This is a genomic window from Streptomyces sp. NPDC101194 (genome assembly GCF_044767885.1).
Taxonomy (GTDB): domain Bacteria; phylum Actinomycetota; class Actinomycetes; order Streptomycetales; family Streptomycetaceae; genus Streptomyces.
On sequence record NZ_JBIWOS010000001.1, the window covers coordinates 169,670 to 186,740 of the forward strand.

At 71.6% G+C, this 17,071-nt stretch carries 16 protein-coding genes and 1 riboswitch; of the genes, 10 read left to right on the top strand and 6 right to left on the bottom strand.

The genetic code is table 11. From position 1 onward, the window contains the following. Window positions 1–52 precede the first annotated feature (52 nt). Together ACIRP2_RS00735 and ACIRP2_RS00740 are read left to right on the top strand one after the other, a co-directional pair. Window positions 53–391, top strand: coding sequence for a co-chaperone GroES (locus ACIRP2_RS00735; RefSeq protein ID WP_030923137.1), 339 nt, complete (start codon window positions 53–55; stop codon window positions 389–391). A gap of 47 nt (window positions 392–438) precedes the next feature. Beyond that, window positions 439–510, top strand: a riboswitch (guanidine-III (ykkC-III) riboswitch). A gap of 38 nt (window positions 511–548) precedes the next feature. Then, entirely contained in the window at window positions 549–869 is a 321-nt protein-coding gene (locus tag ACIRP2_RS00740; RefSeq protein ID WP_376208069.1) for a DMT family transporter, read from the top strand. Here the strand turns inward: ACIRP2_RS00740 and ACIRP2_RS00745 are convergent. Beyond that, window positions 863–3,322 carry a transglycosylase domain-containing protein gene (locus tag ACIRP2_RS00745; protein WP_404245127.1) on the bottom strand — a complete coding sequence of 820 codons (2,460 nt, stop codon included), beginning with the start codon at window positions 3,320–3,322 and terminating at the stop codon, window positions 863–865. The genes ACIRP2_RS00740 and ACIRP2_RS00745 overlap by 7 nt on opposite strands. Before the next feature lie 176 nt (window positions 3,323–3,498). Between ACIRP2_RS00745 and ACIRP2_RS00750 the strand changes: the two genes are divergently transcribed. Genes ACIRP2_RS00750 through ACIRP2_RS00765 form a run of 4 tightly spaced genes read left to right on the top strand, consistent with a single transcriptional unit; the run spans window position 3,499 to window position 7,052 of the window. Beyond that, complete coding sequence (locus ACIRP2_RS00750; protein WP_404247113.1) at window positions 3,499–4,299, top strand: ABC transporter permease; 801 nt, start codon at window positions 3,499–3,501, stop codon at window positions 4,297–4,299. 13 nt (window positions 4,300–4,312) lie between these two features. Then, a complete protein-coding gene (locus tag ACIRP2_RS00755) occupies window positions 4,313–5,179 on the top strand; it encodes an ABC transporter permease (RefSeq protein WP_404247115.1) in 867 nt (288 codons plus the stop codon). 60 nt (window positions 5,180–5,239) lie between these two features. Further along, window positions 5,240–6,322, top strand: a complete 1,083-nt coding sequence (locus ACIRP2_RS00760; RefSeq protein ID WP_404245129.1) for an ATP-binding cassette domain-containing protein — start codon at window positions 5,240–5,242, stop codon at window positions 6,320–6,322. A 31-nt stretch (window positions 6,323–6,353) separates the two neighbouring features. Next, window positions 6,354–7,052 (top strand): DUF1707 domain-containing protein, encoded by a 699-nt coding sequence (locus tag ACIRP2_RS00765; RefSeq protein ID WP_404247117.1) that lies wholly within the window; start codon window positions 6,354–6,356, stop codon window positions 7,050–7,052. 247 nt (window positions 7,053–7,299) lie between these two features. Here the strand turns inward: ACIRP2_RS00765 and ACIRP2_RS00770 are convergent, their stop codons facing one another. Further along, entirely contained in the window at window positions 7,300–9,492 is a 2,193-nt protein-coding gene (locus ACIRP2_RS00770; protein WP_404245131.1) for a WD40 repeat domain-containing protein, read from the bottom strand. Window positions 9,493–9,558: 66 nt separating this feature from the next. Then, entirely contained in the window at window positions 9,559–10,809 is a 1,251-nt protein-coding gene (locus ACIRP2_RS00775) for an SGNH/GDSL hydrolase family protein (RefSeq protein WP_404245133.1), read from the bottom strand. Window positions 10,810–10,954: 145 nt separating this feature from the next. Between ACIRP2_RS00775 and ACIRP2_RS00780 the strand changes: the two genes are divergently transcribed. After that, window positions 10,955–12,337, top strand: coding sequence for a DUF445 domain-containing protein (locus tag ACIRP2_RS00780; RefSeq protein WP_404245135.1), 1,383 nt, complete (start codon window positions 10,955–10,957; stop codon window positions 12,335–12,337). 136 nt (window positions 12,338–12,473) lie between these two features. On the opposite strand, the gene ACIRP2_RS00785 is transcribed toward ACIRP2_RS00780, so the two are convergent. Beyond that, entirely contained in the window at window positions 12,474–12,776 is a 303-nt protein-coding gene (locus ACIRP2_RS00785; RefSeq protein ID WP_404245137.1) for a hypothetical protein, read from the bottom strand. A gap of 177 nt (window positions 12,777–12,953) precedes the next feature. Between ACIRP2_RS00785 and ACIRP2_RS00790 the strand changes: the two genes are divergently transcribed. Together ACIRP2_RS00790 and ACIRP2_RS00795 are read left to right on the top strand one after the other, a co-directional pair. Next, window positions 12,954–14,465 (top strand): MFS transporter, encoded by a 1,512-nt coding sequence (locus ACIRP2_RS00790; RefSeq protein ID WP_404245139.1) that lies wholly within the window; start codon window positions 12,954–12,956, stop codon window positions 14,463–14,465. Then, complete coding sequence (locus ACIRP2_RS00795; RefSeq protein WP_404245141.1) at window positions 14,462–15,043, top strand: TetR family transcriptional regulator; 582 nt, start codon at window positions 14,462–14,464, stop codon at window positions 15,041–15,043. The genes ACIRP2_RS00790 and ACIRP2_RS00795 overlap by 4 nt, the downstream gene beginning before the upstream one ends. A gap of 176 nt (window positions 15,044–15,219) precedes the next feature. Here ACIRP2_RS00795 and ACIRP2_RS00800 read toward each other — a convergent pair whose 3' ends face one another. After that, on the bottom strand, window positions 15,220–15,567 hold the full coding sequence (locus ACIRP2_RS00800; RefSeq protein WP_404245143.1) for a hypothetical protein: 348 nt from the start codon (window positions 15,565–15,567) through the stop codon (window positions 15,220–15,222). A gap of 310 nt (window positions 15,568–15,877) precedes the next feature. Here ACIRP2_RS00800 and ACIRP2_RS00805 point away from each other — a divergent pair, with 310 nt between their 5' ends. Continuing rightward, window positions 15,878–16,144: a hypothetical protein gene (locus tag ACIRP2_RS00805; RefSeq protein ID WP_404245145.1), complete on the top strand. Its 267-nt coding sequence runs from the start codon at window positions 15,878–15,880 to the stop codon at window positions 16,142–16,144. A gap of 95 nt (window positions 16,145–16,239) precedes the next feature. On the opposite strand, the gene ACIRP2_RS00810 is transcribed toward ACIRP2_RS00805, so the two are convergent. After that, complete coding sequence (locus tag ACIRP2_RS00810; protein ID WP_404245147.1) at window positions 16,240–17,037, bottom strand: AraC family transcriptional regulator; 798 nt, start codon at window positions 17,035–17,037, stop codon at window positions 16,240–16,242. Window positions 17,038–17,071: the final 34 nt, after the last annotated feature.

Here is a 17,071-nt window from a genome sequence, read left to right on the forward strand (position 1 = left end):
CCGCGTACCCCGGGGGCGTGCGGAGCCGCGGCGGGCAGGTAGGTTGCGGGGCGTGAGCGAGAACACCGACGACAAGCTGCCCATCCGCATGCTGCACGACCGTGTGCTGGTCCGGTCCGATACGCCGGAGGGCGAGCGGCGCTCGGGCGGCGGCATCCTGATTCCGGCGACGGCCGCGGTCGGCCGTCGGCTGGCCTGGGCCGTCGTGGTCGCGGTGGGGCAGAACGTGCGGACGGTGGAGCCGGGTGACCGGGTGCTGTACGACCCCGAGGACCGTGCGGAGGTCGAGGTGCGCGGTGTGGCGTATGTGCTGATGCGCGAGCGGGATCTGCACGCGGTGGCGGCGGACCGGTTCGAGGGGTCGGTGGATTCCACCGGGTTGTATCTGTAGACCGTGGCAGTCGCGAGTGGCCTGGTGACCGGTGTCACCAGGTCTTTTGCTTGTTCTTTGCTACGGTGGAACCACCCCGACGAGACGCGCCGTACCGGGTTTCGCAAAGACGACGCACCCCGTGTTGTTCGCGTTCTGTCTTGTCGGAGGTGCCGTCATGGCGTGGGTTCTGCTGGTTGTCGCCGGTCTGCTGGAAGTGGCCTGGTCGATCGGGATGAAGTACACCGAGGGGTTCACCCGGTTGTGGCCGAGTGTGTTCACGGGGCTCGGGATCGTGGCGAGCATGGTGATGCTGTCCCATGCCGCGAGGACGCTCCCCATCGGTACGGCGTACGGCGTGTGGGTCGGTATCGGGGCGGCCGGTGCGGCGGTCCTCGGCATGGTGGTGCTGGGTGAGCCGGCGACCGCCGCCCGGATCTTCTTCGTCTGTCTGCTGCTGGTGGCCGTCGTGGGGCTGAAGGCGACCTCGGGTCACTGACGCGGCGCCACCGGAACCACGGGTGCCGGAGGTGCCGGGGTTGTCGGGGGTGCCGGGGGTGCCACGGGTGCCGAGGGGGCGGGGGTGCCCGGGGCGCCCGGGAGCAAGTCGTAGTCGTCGCCGGGGCCGTCCGGGCCGCCGATGCTCCCGTCGCCGTTCGCCGCGCCGCCGCCGGCCGGGCTGCCGGTCTCCGTGTCGCCGGTGACGGGTCCGCCGGTTCCGGGGCCGGGCGGGCCGCTGGGCGAGATGCTTCCGGTGGTGCCGGGCGGAGTGCCGGTGGGGGGCGCGGACGGCGTCTCGGTGCTGCCGGGGCTGCTGCTCTGCTCGGTGGGCGGTGCTGTTTCTTCGGCGCCGCTTTCGAGTTCGAGGTCGAAGTCCTGGACCACGGTGCCGCGGAGCGCGGCCTCGGTGTACTGGCCCCAGGTCCGGGCGGGTGTGTCACCGCCGTTGACGCGGTCCAGTCCGAGTGCTCCGTAGAGCGGTTTCTGCACGCCGGTGTCGGGGTCCTGGCCCATGACGGCGATGACGGTGGTGAGGTCGGGGGTGTATCCGGCGAACCAGGCCGCCTTGTCGTCCTCGGCGGTGCCGGTCTTGCCCGCGGCGGGGCGGCCGGCCGCCTGGGCGGCCGCGCCGGAGCCGCTCTCGACGACGCTCTGGAGGATGGAGGTGGTGGTGTCGGCCGCTTGCCGGCCGACGGCCTGCTCGGTGTTCCTGTCGGGGAGATCCAGGTCCGTGCCGCCCTTGCTGACCCTGCCGACGAGGACGTACGCGCCGTGCCTGCCGTGGTTGGCGAGGGTGGCGTACGCCTCGGCCATGTCGAGGACCCCGGCGGTTGCGACGCCGAGCGCGATGGACGGGTACGGGGTGAGGTCGGGGGTGTTCTCGGGGATGCCGAGGTCGATGGCGGTCTGCTTGACCTTTCCGGGACCGACGTCCTCGGCCATCTGGGCGTAGACGGCGTTGACGGACTTGTCGGTGGCCCTGCGGACGGTGATGGGGCCGTAGTCGATGTCGTCCTCGTTGGCGGGGGCGTATCCGGTGGGTCCGTCGGGGCCCTCGACCATGCGTCTGTCCATGCCGTCGTAGATCGTGTTGGGAGTGATGCGCCGACCGTCCTGGGTGGTGGCGCCGTTGGCGACGGCGGAGGTGAAGACGAACGGCTTGAAGGTGGAGCCGACCTGGTAGTCGCGGCGGGTCGCGTTGTTCACGTACTGCTTGGTGTAGTCGACACCGCCGTACATGGCGACGACCCGGCCGGTGCCGGTGTCGATGGAGGCGCCGCCGACACGGACGTTGCGGTCGGCCTTGCGGTCGGTGCTCGTTTGGGACATGACGTTGTCGTCGACGGCTGCGACGAGCGCGTTCTGTTTCTTCCTCTCCAGGGTGGTGGTGATCCGGTAGCCGCCGGTGGCCAGGGTGTTCTCGTCGATGATCTTGTTGTTGGTGAGGTAGTCGTCGACGGCCTGGACGATGTAGCCGCGCTGTCCCGAGAGTCCGGTGGGCGGCTTGACCTTGCCGGGCACGGGGAACGCCATGGCGGCGCGTTCCCCGGTGCCGAGCCACTTCTCCTTGACCATGCCGTCGAGTACGTAGTTCCAGCGAGCGACGGCCGCGGCCTTGTTCCCGGGGTGGACGACGACGTCGTACGCGCTGGGGGCGTTGAGGAGGGAGGCGAGGTAGGCGCCCTCGGCGGTGGTGATCGCGCCGATGTCCTTGCTGTAGTAGGCCTGGGCGGCGGCCTGGATGCCGTAGGCGTTGCGACCGAAGTAGCTGGTGTTGAGGTAGCCCTCGAAGATCCGGCTCTTGGATTCCTCGCGGTTGAGCTTGACGGAGATGAAGAACTCCTTGATCTTGCGGGCGACGGTCTGTTCCTGGCCGAGGTAGTAGTTCTTGACGTACTGCTGGGTGATGGTCGACCCGCCCTGCGTGCCCTTGCCGGTGAGGGTGTTCCAGGCGGCGCGGGCCATCGCCTTGAGATCGACGGCCCGTTCGGAGTAGAAGTCGCGGTCCTCGGCGGCGAGCACCGCGCGCTGGACGGTCAGCGGGATCTGGGCGAGCTTGACGTTCTCCCGGTTGACCTCGCCGGAGCGGGCGATGACGCTGCCGTCCTTGTAGAGGTAGACGTTGGACTGCGCGGTGGCGGTGGCGTTGGCGGGCGGGATGCCGACGAGTTCGTACCCGGCGATGAAGCCGCCGATCAGGAGGACGACGAGGACGAGGAGGGCGCCGAGGACCATCCGCCAGGTGGGGACGGCGCGGCGCCAGCCGGTGCGCCCGGGGCGCTTGGACTTCCTCGTCCTGCCGGGTCCGCCACCCCGTTCTCCGTCGTGGCCTTCGTGGCCTTCGTGACCGCCGTGGCCGGCGTGAGCGCTGTCGTCGTGGGCGGACGGATCCCTGGGGACCCAGGGCCGGTGTTCGTTCCCCCCGCTCGGCTGCTGTGGCTCGTCGCTCATGTCCGTGCAGACTCCTCGGCCGCGGTCAGTTCCCCCATAGTGCCCTTTTCCATGGAATAAGCACCGGATCGACCCCGAAAAGCGGTCGCGGCGGTCGTCCCCATGGGTCTAAGGTCTTGCGCTTTGGTGTCCAACGCCGTTGGGCGCCCGAGCGATGAGCGACGGGGGTGGATGCGGTGCGGCTGTACGCGGTGGTGGCGGCGGGCGGGTTCCGGCGCCATGCCACCTATCGGACGGCGACGGCGGCGGGAATCTTCACCAACACCGTCTTCGGTTTCATCCTGGCGTACACCTATGTGGCGCTGTGGGACCAGCGTCCGCGGCTCGGCGGCTACGACATGTCCGAGGCGCTCACCTATGTCTGGCTGGGGCAGGCTCTGCTGATGACCTGCGCCATGCTGGGCGGCGGTTTCGAGGACGAGCTGATCGAGCGGATCCGTACCGGCGATGTCGCGGTCGACCTCTACCGCCCGGCGGATCTCCAACTCTGGTGGATGGCGGGCGATGTGGGCCGGGCCGCATTCCATCTGCTGGGCCGCGGCATCGTGCCGATGCTGGTGGGCTCGCTCGCCTTCGATCTGGCGCTGCCCGCCTCACCGTGGGTCTGGCCGGCCTTTCTCGTCTCGGTGACCCTCGGTGTCCTGGTCAGTTTCGCGATCCGCTATCTCGTGGCGCTCTCCGCGTTCTGGCTGCTGGACGGGGCGGGGGTGTCGCAGATGACGGCCCTGGCCGGGATGTTCTTCTCCGGGATGCTGCTGCCGCTGACGCTGTTCCCCGGCGCGCTCGGCGAGGTGGCACGGGCGATGCCGTGGTCGTCGCTGCTCCAGGTTCCCGCCGATGTGCTGCTCGGCAAGCACACGGGGTGGGGTCTGGTGGAGGCGTACGCCTTCCAGGGCGGCTGGGCGGTGACGCTGCTGCTGGTGGGGCGGTTGGTGCAGTCGGTGGCGACGAGGAGGGTGGTGGTCCAGGGTGGCTGAGACGGCCGGTGCGGTGAAGACGGCCGGGGCCGGGACGGCGGACCCGCCCGAGGTGGTGTTCGTCGAACGGTCGAGGCTCGTCGAGGGGGTCCGGGCGTACGGGCTGATCGCGGCGATGTGGCTGCGGTCGACGATGGCGTACCGTGCCTCGTTCGCGATGACGGCGTTCGGGAACTTCGCGGCGACCGCCTTCGACTTCGTCACGATTCTGCTGATGTTCTCGCACGTGGACGCGCTGGGCGGTTACTCACTGCCCGAGATCGCGCTGCTGTACGGGGCCTCGGGCACCGCGTTCGGGCTCGCCGACCTGGTGATGGGCTCGATGGACCGGCTGGGACGGCGGGTGCGCGACGGCACGCTGGACACGCTGCTGGTACGGCCGGTGCCGGTGCTCGCCCAGGTCGCGGCGGACCGGTTCGCGTTGCGCAGGCTGGGGCGGATCACTCAGGGGGTGCTGGTCCTCGGGTACGCGCTGGTGGCGCTGGACGTCGACTGGACGCCGCTGAAGGTGGTGATGATCCCCCTGATGCTGCTGAGCGGGGCGGCGATCTACGCCGCGGTGTTCGTGGCCGGGGCGGCGTTCCAGTTCGTCGCGCAGGACGCCTCCCAGGTGCAGAACTCCTTCACGTACGGAGGGAACACGCTGCTCCAGTACCCGCCGTCGATCTTCGCGAAGGATCTGGTGCGCGGGGTGACGTTCGTGGTGCCGCTGGCCTTCGTGAACTGGCTGCCCGCGCTCTACGTGCTGGGCCGGGACTATCCGCTGGACCTGCCGGACGGGGTGGCGTTCCTGCCCCCGGTGGTGGCGGGCCTGTGCGGGTTGCTCGCGGGTCTGGCCTGGCGCGCGGGTCTGCGTGCCTACCGCAGCACGGGAAGTTGACGGAGCACCGGGCAGGACAGGTCGGGACGGGACAGGGCCGACAGGACAGGGACGAGAGGCATGGACGCGGAACTCACCACCGACACCGCCACCGGCGGTGTGGACACCATCGGAACCACCGACACCGCACGCACCGGCGCCGGAGCCGGTTTCATCGAGCTCGACAACGTCGAGAAGGTCTTCGACGTGCGCCGGAAGACCGGCTTCATGCGTGGTGAGCGCCACCAGGTGCGCGCGGTCGACTCCATCAGCTTCCGCGTCGCGCGCGGCGAGATGGTCGGTTACATCGGGCCGAACGGCGCCGGGAAGTCGACCACGATCAAGATGCTGACCGGCATCCTCACCCCGAGCGGCGGCCGGCTGCGGGTGGCGGGCATCGACCCGTCCAGGGAGCGTACGAGGCTGGCGCACCGGATCGGTGTGGTGTTCGGCCAGCGCACCACACTCTGGTGGGACCTGCCGCTGCGCGACTCGTACCGGCTGATGCACCGGATGTACCGGATCCCCGACGCACGCTTCCGCGAGAATCTGGACCGCTGCGTCGAACTCCTCGATCTGGGCGAGCTGTTGGACGTACCCGTACGACAGCTGTCGCTGGGGCAGCGGATGCGCGGTGACATCGCGGCGGCGCTGCTGCACGATCCCGAGGTGCTGTACCTGGACGAGCCGACGATCGGCCTGGATGTCGTGTCCAAGGTCAAGGTCCGACAGTTCCTGCGGGACCTGAATGCCGAACGCGGAACGACCGTGCTGCTCACCACGCACGACCTGACGGACATCGAGCAGCTCTGCAGGCGCGTGATGGTGATCGACCACGGCCGGCTGATGTATGACGGCGCGCTCGCCGGACTGCACGAGGTGGGCGAGAGCGAGCGGACCCTGGTGGTCGACCTGGAGCGTCAACTCCCCCCGATCCGGCTGGACTCGTTGCCTTCGGTCCGCACGGTGAAGGTGGAGGGGCCGCGCCAGTGGCTGGCCTTCCCGGCCTCGGAGTCGGCCGCGCCGCTGGTCGCCCGGATCGCCGCGGACTACCCGCTGGTCGACCTGTCGGTGCGCGAGCCCGACATCGAGGCCGTGATCGCGAAGATGTACGCGTCGTCCGGCGGCAGGCAGGTCGGTGACGGGAGCGTACGCGTTCAATAGGCTGCGCGGTATGACAAGTGACCTTCCGGAAATGCGTGCCTCCGATACCGAGCGTGAGCGTGTCGCCGAGACCCTGCGCGAGGCGGTGGCCGAGGGCCGGCTGGAGATGGAGGAGTTCGAGCAGCGGCTCGAATCGGCCTACAAGGCGCGTACGCACGGGGAGTTGGAGCCGCTCGTACGCGACCTTCCGGCACCGGGCACGGAGGTGTCCTCGTTGAGCCCGGCCCCCGCACGCGCGGCGAAGGGATCGGCGGTGCGCTGGGCGGAACGGGTCGGCAAGCCCGCCACATCGAGCGGGGCCTTCGCGTTCTGGGGCGGGTTCGGCCGCCGGGGGAACTGGACGGTGGGCCGGAAGTTCACCGCGTTCGCGATGTGGGGCGGCGGTGAGATCGATCTGCGCGAGGCGAACTTCGAGGACCGCGAGGTGGTGATCCGCTGCATCACGATCATGGGCGGTATCCATGTGGTGGTGCCGCCGGAGCTGAATGCCGACGTCAGGGGCATCGGCATCATGGGCGGCTTCGGGGAGCACTCGAAGGACGAGGGGGTGCCGTCGCCGGATTCCCCGCGGGTGCGGATCACCGGGTTCGCGCTGATGGGCGGCGTCGGTGTGGAGCGCAAGCGGAGCAAGGCGGAGAAGCAGCGGCTGAAGGAGGCCGAACGGGCCCGGGAGCTGGACGGGGAGCGCGGTGACGGGCGGGGCCGGCTGGAGAAGGGGCCGTCGGACTGAGTGGCTGTGCGTGCGCCGTAAGTCCGGGCGGCCTGCGGCCGGTTCAGTGACCCGGCCGGACATCGGGGTTCTGCGGCGCGTGCTCGCTGGGTTTGAACGGGTCTGACGATCGCGCATGCCGACGCCGCCCCGGGCGTTCCGGTCCGGCCGCTCCCGTGGAGGTGGTCGCCGCCGTCGCAGGCCGGCCGGAGCAGCGCCCAATGGTGCGGCGGCATCTGCTCCGGGCGGTCTGGCGTGGTGTGTGCGGTCAGCGGGGGGAGAGGCCGGCGAGTTCCCGGCCGAAGCCGGTCAGCAGCTTCCCGCCCGGTGCCACCGCCACCGCGCGGACAGGTGCGGGGAACACCAGCTCCGCACCGATCATTTGGCCGGTGGCGAGGTCCCACACCCGTACCGCCCCGTCGCGACTGCCGGTGACGGCGACGGTGCGGCCGTCGACCGTTCCGATTGCCACCGCACCCACGTGGTCGGCGTGGTGCCCGAGGGGCTCATCGGCGTGCCGACCGGTGGTGAGATCCCACCTGCGCACGGTTCCGTCGCGGCTGCCGGTGACCGCCACGGTGCGGCCGTCGACCACCGCGGTCGCCACCGCCAATACCGTGTCGGTGTGGCCGGTGAGGGGCCGGCCGATGAGCCGACGGGTGGCCAGATCCCATGCCTGCACCGTCCCGTCCTGGCTGCCGGTGACGGCCACGGTGCGGCCGTCGAGCGTCCCGGTCGCCACCGCGGACACGCTGTCGTCGTGGCCGTTGAGGGGTTCGCCGATCTGTCGGCGGGTGGTCAGATCCCACACCCGTACCGTCTCGTCGCGGCTCCCCGTGACGACGACGGGGCGGCCGTCGACCACCGCGGTCGCTGCCCCCCACACCCTGTCGACGTCGTCGGCGAGGGGTTCACCGAGCGGCCGGCCGGTGTCCAGGTCCCATACCCGTGCGGTCTCGTCCCGGCTGCCGGTGACCGCTACAGGACGGCCGTGAAGCGTCGTGGTCGCCACCGCCCACACCTGGTCGGCGTGGCCGATGAGGCCGGTGCCCGCCGGCCGGCCGGAAACCAGGTCCCACACCCGCGCCGTGGTGTCACCACTTCCGGTGACAGCCACCTGGCGGCCATGGATCACCGTGACCGCCACGGCGTTCACATCGCCCAGGTGACCGGGCAGCGGCCGGCCGGCCGACGGTCCGGCGGCCAGGTCCCAGACCCGCACGATCCCGTCCCCGCTGCCGGTGACCGCGACGGGGCGGCCGTCGACCACCGCGGTCGCCACCGCCTCCACCCCACGGGGGTGGCCGGTGAGGAGGTCACCGATCTGCTCGCCGGTGGTCAGATCCCACACCCGCGCCTCGTCGAAGGTTCCGGTGACGGCCACCGCACGGTCACCGATCACCGCAGTTGCCACCGTCTCCACCCCGCGGGCGTGGCCGGTGAGGGGTGCACCGATGAGCCGGCCGGTGGCCAGGTCCCACACCCGCTCCTCGTCGTAGGCGCCGACGACGGCCACGGGGCGGCCGTCGACCGCCGCGGTTGCGACTGCGAGGGCGGGGCCGAAGAGAGGGGCATAGATGAGTTGGCCGGTGATCAGGTCCCACACCCGTGCGGTCTCGTCATCGCTGCCGGTGACGGCGACGGGGCGGCCGTCGACCACCGTGGTCGCCACCGCTGTCACCCCGCCGGTGTGGCCGGTCAGGGGTTCGCCGAGGGGCCGGCCGGTGGTCAGGTCCCACATCCGTACGGTCTTGTCGTGGCTGCCGGTGACGGCGACGGGGCGGCCGTCGACCACCGAGGTTGCCACCGCTGTCACCCCGCCGGTGTGGCCGGTGAGGGGTTCGCCGAGGGGCCGGCCGGTGGTCAGGTCCCACATCCGTACGGTCTTGTCGTGGCTGCCGGTGACGGCGACGGGGCGGCCGTCCAGCGCCGTGGTCGCCACCGCTGTCACCCCGCCGGTGTGGCCGGTGAGGGGTTCGCCGAGGGGCCGGCCGGTGGTCAGGTCCCACATCCGTACGGTCTTGTCGTAGCTCCCGGTGACGACGACGGGCCGGCCGTCGACCACCGTCGTCGCCACCGCCGGCACGCCATCGGTGTGGCCGGTGAGGGTGTGCCAGAGCTGGTGGGAGAGCGTGCCACCGGTGGCCCAGTCCACGCCCCACCGCGCCGCGGGCTCGCCCTCCACCGGCACGGCCGTGATCCGGGCGGCCAGCTCCCGCTCGCCGTACCGGGTGGCATCCATGGCCAGCAACTGCCGCCGCGCCCCGGCCCCCGCCTTCCGGTGCAGATGCGCCGACGCCCGGTACACCGCGGCCGTCAGCACTTCCTCCCGGCCCACCGCACCACCCAGCGCCGCCAGGACCTGTGCCGGGTCGGTGTTCACCAGCCATTCCGGATCAGCCAACCGGTCGCCTGCCATCGCGTTCTCGTGCGGGCCGTTTTCTCGAAGGTAGTCAGACACGGCCGCCACCGTAACCACCCCCACTGACACCGACCCGCCCTCAAGCGCACGCACCGGCAAAGGAGTTCAGAGCAGGCCGGAGGCGGGCCGCTCGTGCGCCAGTGCCGTCAGGTCCACCGTGGACGCCAGCTGCTGGTAGCCCGCGTCGTTCAGGTGGAGGTGGTCGCCGCAGTCGTAGGACGGCAGGAGCCGGGAGGGGCGGTACGGGTCGCGGGCCGCCCTGTCGAAATCGATGACCGAGTCGAAGACACCACCCGCCCGGATGAGCTCGTTGACCTGTTCCCGTACGGCGTCCTGGGCGGGCGTCCAGGTGCGGAACCCCTCGTACGGCATCAGCGTCGCCCCGACGACCTGCAGTCCGCGTGCGTGGGCGCGCCGGGTCAGGGACCGCAGTGCGTCCGCGATGCGTCGCGGGTCGGTCTCCTGCGGGGACTGCTGCACATCGTTGATGCCCAGCGCGATGACGACGGTCCTCACCCCGGCGACGTCCAGTACGTCGCGGTCGAAGCGGGCACTCGCCCGTACGCCGCGTCCGTCGCGCAGGATGCGGTTGCCCGCGATGCCCGCGTTGGCCACCGCGTACCGGTCGTGCAGCCGGTCGGCCAGGACGTCGGGCCAGCGGCTGTTGGCGTCGAGGGTGGAGCCGGTGCCCGCCGTGAGCGAGTCGCCGATCACCGCGATCGTTCCGGCGGCGGTCTCGTTGTGCACGTCGACGGCGGTGAGGTAGCGCCAGTCGGTGGTGCGCCAGGTGCCCCGCTCGTCCTCCACGTACGACGTCTGGTGCGTACCCGGGTGGATCGTGACGGGACCCTCGGCGGTGGGAGTGCGCAGGGCGACGACGAGATCCGCGTCGGCGGCGACCGGGACGACGACCGGGTCGCTGACGACCCGCCCGCCCGCGGCGACGGTCACGGCGGACGTGCCCCGGAAGGTCACGGGACGGGTGTTCACCGTGGCGTGGTCTATCACCAGCGGGTGTGTACCGAAGAGGTTGGAGAGGGTGATGCGGGCCGCGTCGCCCCCGATGCTGGTGTGCACGACGTTACGGATGGTGCGCCGGGCCGGGTCGCCGCCGTGGTACGGGTCGATCACGCCGGTGGTGGGTGCGGCCGTCCAGGTGCTGAGCCAGAGGCCGGTGGAGCGGGCGGGCGCGGCGGGTGTACGGGCCACGGACCGCGGATCGGGCGCGGCGATCTGCTTGCGGCCGGTGCCGGAGCCGGAGAGCAGCAGCGGGCCGGCGAACGCCACACCGGCGGCGAGTGCGGCGGTGCCCGCCACGAGGGCGATGAGCAGGGCGTACCCCTGACGCCTGGGCATGGGCGGTGTGTCTCCTCGTGGTTGTCGGGCTGACCCCATGATGGGGCAGGGCTCCGGGAACTCGACGTGCGGCCCGGGAGTAGGTCAGGTAAGGACAATGCGTACGGGACACCGGGGGCGAGACGTACGCGGACGGGTGGAGCGGATGGAACGGATCGATCGGACCGGGCCCGGGGAAGAGGGTGCGGGGCAGGCGGAGCGTGCCCATGAGCAGGCGGCGGGCGCGGCCCGTTCCGGGCCCGGCGGCCGTCCGGCCCCCCTTGCCTCGTTCGCGTACACCGCCGCCGACGAGGAGAAGCGGCGCGGCGTACGCCGGATGAAGACCACGGCGACGGGCCTCCTTCTGCTGGTCGCGCTGGTGTACGCCCTCGCCACCTGGGCGAAGAACGCGGGCGTGGGCGGCTGGCCGGGCTTCGTCGCCGCGGCAGCCGAGGCGGGGATGGTGGGTGCGCTGGCCGACTGGTTCGCCGTCACGGCGCTGTTCAAGCGTCCGCTCGGCCTGCCGATCCCGCACACCGCCATCATCCCCACCAAGAAGGACCAGCTGGGGGCCTCTCTGGGTTCCTTCGTCGGGGAGAATTTCCTCTCCGGCGATGTCGTGCGCAGCCGGATACATTCTCTCGGCATCGGCGGCCGGCTCGGGGCCTGGCTGGCCGAGCCGCAGCACGCCGACCGGGTCACCGCCGAGCTGTCGACCGCGCTGCGCGGCGCGCTGACGGTGCTGCGGGACTCCGATGTGCAGGCCGTGGTGGGGGAGGCGATCACCCGGCGGGCCAACGCGGCGGAGATCGCCCCCGGCCTCGGCAAGATGCTGGAGAAGATCGTTGCCGACGGCGGGCACCGCAGGGTGGTGGACCTGATCTGTGTGCGCGCCCACGACTGGCTGGTGCTGCACGGCGATTCGGTGATGGACGCGGTGCAGGGCGGGGCGCCCGGCTGGACGCCGAGGTTCGTCGACAAGCGGGTGGGGGAGCGGGTCTACAAGGAGCTGCTGCGCTTCATCACGGAGATGCGGGACATGCCGGGGCACCCGGCGCGCGCCTCGATCGACACCTTCCTGACGGACTTCGCCGCCGACCTCCAGACGGACACGGACACCCGGGCGCGGGTGGAGCGGCTGAAGTCGGAGATCCTGGGGCGCGGCGAGGTCCAGGAGGTCATCGCCTCGGCCTGGTCGTCCGTACGCACGATGGTCATCGCGGCGGCGGACGACGAGCAGAGCGAGCTGCGGCTGCGGGCGCGCGCCTCGCTGCTGACGTTCGGCGCGCGGCTGGCGACGGACGGGCGGATGCAGGCCAAGCTCGAGGGCTGGCTGGAGGACGCGGCGGTCTATGTCGTCACGACGTACCGCACGGAGATCACGTCGCTGATCAGCGACACGGTCGCGAGCTGGGACGCGGACCAGACGTCGAAGAAGATCGAGGCGCACATCGGCCGTGACCTGCAGTTCATCCGGATCAACGGCACGGTGGTGGGTGCGCTGGCGGGGCTGCTGATCTACACGGTGTCGCGGGCGCTGGGGGCGTAGGGCGCAGGGCGGTCCGGGGCGTCGCAGGGCGCGTGCGGAGTCCGGGGCGTCCGGTCCCACGGAAGCCGTGGGAGCGGACGCCCCGGGTCCGGTTCCGCGGGGACGGGCGGGCGCCGGGCGCCCGGAGGGGCACGGGTCAGGCGGTCCGGCGCGTGACCGCCCATGACGCGGCGGCCACCCCGCCCGCCACGGCGAAGACGGCGGGCCAGGCGCCGACCTTCTTGGCCAGGGGGTGCGAACCGGCGAACGCGGCGACATATGCCGCGGTCAGCCCGGCGGCGGCACGCGGTCCCGCCTGACGGTTCCACTCGTACGCGGCGACGCTGCCCGCGGCGGCGAGGGCGACCCCGCCCAGCGGCCGCTTCTTCGTCCACCGGGCGACGGCGTACCCGCCGACCAGCCCGCTCGCCGCCACCGCCGCTGCAGGAACCTTCGCCATCGCAGCCACCTTCGCCTTCTCGTCCGTGTCGTCCGGGCCAGGAGCCCGGGTCTTCGAGGCTAACGCGGTGTCCGTACTTCCTGTCGCCGAGGGGGTGCACAGGCGTTTACCCTGAGGGGGTGAACGCTCGTGCACCCCTGCGCGACGCCCCGGCCGACGAGCACCGTACGGAGAGCCATGCCCGCGGACATACCCGCCCCGACCGCCGCCACCAGCACCGGTGAACAGGCCCCGCATCCCCGTTTCGCCGTCGGCGTGCTGGCCTTCTGCGGCGTCGTGGTCGCGGTCATGCAGACGATCGTCGTACCGCTGCTTCCGCACATCCCGGCCCTCACCGGCGCCTCCCCGGCCGCGGCCAGTTGGCTGGTCACCGTCACCCTGCTCACCGGCGCCGTCTTCACGCCCGTCCTGGGCCGCGTGGGTGACATGTACGGCAAGCGGCGGGTGCTCGTCGCCTCGCTCATGGTGCTGGTGCTGGGTTCGGTGCTGTGCGCGGTCAGCTCTCACATCGGGGTGCTGATCGTCGGCCGTGCCCTGCAGGGCGCGGCGCTGGCCGTGGCGCCGCTGGGCATCAGCATCCTGCGTGACGAACTCCCGCCCGAGCGCGTGCTGTCCGCCGTGGCGCTGATGAGTTCGACGCTCGGCATCGGCGCGGCGATCGGGCTTCCGGTCGCCGCGCTGGTCGTCGAGAACTTCGACTGGCACACGATGTTCTGGGTCTCGGGAGCGATCGGCGTCATCGACATCCTGCTGGTGCTGTGGTGCGTGCCGGAGTCCCCGATCCGCACCCGCGGCCGTTTCGACGCCGTCGGCGCGCTGGGCCTGTCCGGGATCCTGGTCTGTCTGCTGCTCGCGGTCACCCAGGGCGCGGACTGGGGCTGGACCTCGGCCCGTACGGTCTCACTGCTCGTCGCGGCCGTGGTGCTGGCGCCGGTCTGGGGCGCGTACGAGCTCAGGATCGCGACGCCCATGGTCGACCTGCGCGTATCGGCCCGCCCGGCCGTCCTGCTGACCAATGTCGCGGCCCTGCTGATCGGTTTCGCCTTCTACGCCAACTCCCTGGTCACCGCGCAGATGGTGCAGGAGCCGAAGGCGACGGGTTACGGGCTGGGCGCCTCGCTCGTCGTCAGTGGGCTGTGTCTGCTGCCGGGCGGCGTGATGATGGTGGTGCTCTCACCGGTCTCGGCGCGGATCTCCGCGAAGTACGGTCCGAAGGTCAGCCTGGCGGTGGCGGCAGGGGTGATCGCGGCCGGATACGTGGTGCGGTACTTCACCAGCCACAGCCTCTGGTTGATCATCACCGGTGCGACGGTCGTCGCCTCGGGCACGGCCATCGCCTACTCGGCGCTGCCCGCGCTGGTGATGCGCGGCGTCCCGGTCGGCGAGACGGGCGCGGCCAACGGTCTCAACACTCTGATGAGGTCGGTCGGGCAGGCGTTCTGCAGCGCGACGGTGGCCGCGGTGCTCGCCAACCTCACGTTCCTGGCGGGTGGCCGCACAGCCCCGACGCTCCACGCCTACCAGGTGGTCTTCCTGATCGCGGCGGGCACGGCGCTCGCGGCGCTGCTGGTCACGCTGTTCCTGCCCGGCAGCCGTGCATCCGCGACAGGTACGGTCGAAGGGAGCCGCAACGCCGCCCGTGACCGGGAGGACGGTGTGCGGACGATGTCGATCCGGGAGGGCGCATGACCAGCGGGCAGGCCACCGTACCGGCGCCGGGCGCCGTGGACGCGGCGGGCACGGGCCGGGACGCGATCCTGCGCGCCGCCCGCCGGGCGTTCACGCAGCGTCCGTACGCCGAGGTGACCATCAGGGCCATAGCCGCCGACGCGGGGGTGAGCCCGTCGTTGGTCGTCAAGCACTTCGGCCGCAAGGAAGAACTCTTCAACACCGTCGCCGACTTCGGCCCCGCGGCCGCGGAACTCTTCGACGCGCCGCTCGGCACGCTGGGCCGCCACATGGTCGTGACGCTGGTGAGGCGACGTCGGGAACTGCAGTCCGACCCCTTGCTGCGGGTCGTCTTCTCGCTCGGCAACCGCGACGAACGCTCCCTGCTGCGCGACCGCTTCCAGGAACAGGTCACCGACCCCCTGGCCGCCCGCCTGCCCGGCCCCGAACCCGCCCTGCGCGCCGAACTGATCGCCGGCCACCTCCTCGGCCTCGGCGCCACTCTCAGCCTCCACCGCGACGGTGCCGGCGCGGAGGCCGGCCCCGAACACATCGCGGACCTGTACGCGCCCGCGCTGCAGGCACTGATCACCGGCTGAGGACCCGGCCCGTCAGCGGCCGGAGGCCGGATCCCACGGACCGTACGTGTCGGCCCCCACCCGCGGCGACCTCCCGTACCCGCCCGTGGCAACTCCCCGCCTCGTGACGACCGCACCCCGGCACGAGCGGTGCGGCTCGTACCGGGGTGCGGTCGGACGGTGGTGAGGGACCAGGATCAGCTGAAGACGACGGACCGCAGCTTCAGCCGGCTGGAGGCGTGGCCGCCGTTCGGCCGGAGGATGAAGTAGTCGCCCTCGCAGCCGGCACCGGAGAAGACGATGGCGGTCGCGTCGGTGTGGTTCCACGGCGTATGGGCGGGGCTCGACGAGGCGGGGTCGGCGACCTCGGGCAGGGTGATGCAGACCCTGCTCGGCGGGTTGAACAGGAGGCCGATCTGCGGGGCGCCGTCGAGGCCGCTGTACGTGTAGCCGAAGTCTCCGGAGGCCGCGTCGGCGGAGGCGGGCACGGCGACGACGAGCGCGAGCGCTCCGAAGGCGGCAGCCACGGTGGAACGAAGACGCATGAAAGGCACTCCTTGTGCGGGAGAAGAAAGATCGGAACCGGCCCAAGTCTGCGTCGCTGACCTGCGATTACCGACGGACAAGGGATTTCTTCACCCGGACGGGAACTGCTGAATCGGTTCTGCCGACGGCCGTGTGGGTCATGTGTGAACCCTCGCCGGCGGTGGTTCCCCGGGGCCCGGCCGGACGGGCCCCGGCAGCCGGACGGCGCACTCGGAGACGGCCAGGCAGGGCGTCAGCCAGTGGTAGAGCCACGACCACCGGAACCCGCGTACGAGTATTGGTGTCAGTGGTCGATGCGATCCTGCCCGCATGGACGAGCTGATGCGGCGCCGGGTCTACGGCGCCGACCACGACGACCCCGATCCCGGACCGCAGCCCGGCCACGAGTACGTGGAACTCGTCGGCGGCCCCCTCGACGGGCTGCTGCTGGACGTGACCGGGTGGACAGCAGGGGAGCGTGCGACCGGAGCCATGCTGATCACGGAGATCGGCGCCTACGGTCCGGGTGGCCGCGCCGAGTACGGGCCCAGGCCTGGCACACCGGACAGGTGGGACTGGCTGGGGGACGTGCCGTAGCTCATCGCGTCCGGGTCACCGCCGGCGTTCCTCGCTTCCTGTTCCGGCACGGCTGGGAGCGCCGCTTCGGTGGCCGGCGCGGTGACCGGAAGGGTTCACCGGCCGGGGCGCCCGGCATGACCCGGACGAGAGACCCCGGCGGCGAAGCGGGACGGGGGCATGCCGAAGGTGCGCGTGAAGGCGGCGGTGAACGCGGCGGGAGAGGCGTAGCCGAGACGACCGCCGACCTCGCTGACCGAGGCGGTGCGCAGCAGCGGGACGGCCGCGAGCAGGCGGGCGCGGGCCCGCCAGACGGCGGGGCTGTCACCGGCCTCGGAGCGGAAGCGGCGGGTGAAGGCCCGTTCGCTCATGGCCGTCCTCGCGGCCCATGCGGCATTGGTGACGCCGGCGTCGGGGGCGGCCAGGTACTCCCGGCAGAGTCCCGCGAGATCGGCGGAGGCGGGGATCCCGACGTGGAACGGGAGCGGGGAGAGCTCGGCGATCTCGTGCAGGAGGAGCGCGGCGATGCTTCCCTCCCGCCCGGAAAGGCTGTAGTCGGCCTCGAACTCGACTGCGGCCAGCAGCAGTTCGCGCAGCAGCGGCGACACGTCCACGACCGTGCAGGTGCCGGGCCACCAGGGAATGGCATCCGGCTCGATGTACAGGCTCCGGGTGCTCACCCCCATCATGCGGACCCGGTGCCGGGTGGCGGCCGGAATCAGTACGGCGCGCTCGGGCGGAACGGTCCAGCTGCCGTCGGCGGTGTCGACGACCATGACGCCGGTGGCGCCGTAGAGGAACTGCGCGCGCCGGTGTTCGTGCCAGTCCAGCACATGGCCGGGCGGGTAGTCGGTGCCGATCGGCAGGACGGCCCGGTCGACGTGGTCGACGCCGTCCAGGGAGATGTTCTTCACCTCAGCCACCCTACTGGCCGAGACGCGAAGGAAT

Excerpts from the sequence above, each read along its gene's own strand:
- ACIRP2_RS00745 (WP_404245127.1), bottom strand. The coding sequence starts at position 3,322 with ATGAGCGACGAGCCACAGCAGCCGAGCGGGGGGAACGAACACCGGCCC.
- ACIRP2_RS00740 (WP_376208069.1), top strand. The coding sequence starts at position 549 with ATGGCGTGGGTTCTGCTGGTTGTCGCCGGTCTGCTGGAAGTGGCCTGG.
- ACIRP2_RS00795 (WP_404245141.1), top strand. The coding sequence starts at position 14,462 with ATGACCAGCGGGCAGGCCACCGTACCGGCGCCGGGCGCCGTGGACGCG.
- ACIRP2_RS00775 (WP_404245133.1), bottom strand. The coding sequence starts at position 10,809 with ATGCCCAGGCGTCAGGGGTACGCCCTGCTCATCGCCCTCGTGGCGGGC.
- ACIRP2_RS00805 (WP_404245145.1), top strand. The coding sequence starts at position 15,878 with ATGGACGAGCTGATGCGGCGCCGGGTCTACGGCGCCGACCACGACGAC.
- ACIRP2_RS00785 (WP_404245137.1), bottom strand. The coding sequence starts at position 12,776 with ATGGCGAAGGTTCCTGCAGCGGCGGTGGCGGCGAGCGGGCTGGTCGGC.
- ACIRP2_RS00780 (WP_404245135.1), top strand. The coding sequence starts at position 10,955 with ATGGAACGGATCGATCGGACCGGGCCCGGGGAAGAGGGTGCGGGGCAG.
- ACIRP2_RS00800 (WP_404245143.1), bottom strand. The coding sequence starts at position 15,567 with ATGCGTCTTCGTTCCACCGTGGCTGCCGCCTTCGGAGCGCTCGCGCTC.
- ACIRP2_RS00765 (WP_404247117.1), top strand. The coding sequence starts at position 6,354 with ATGCGTGCCTCCGATACCGAGCGTGAGCGTGTCGCCGAGACCCTGCGC.
- ACIRP2_RS00760 (WP_404245129.1), top strand. The coding sequence starts at position 5,240 with ATGGACGCGGAACTCACCACCGACACCGCCACCGGCGGTGTGGACACC.
- ACIRP2_RS00790 (WP_404245139.1), top strand. The coding sequence starts at position 12,954 with ATGCCCGCGGACATACCCGCCCCGACCGCCGCCACCAGCACCGGTGAA.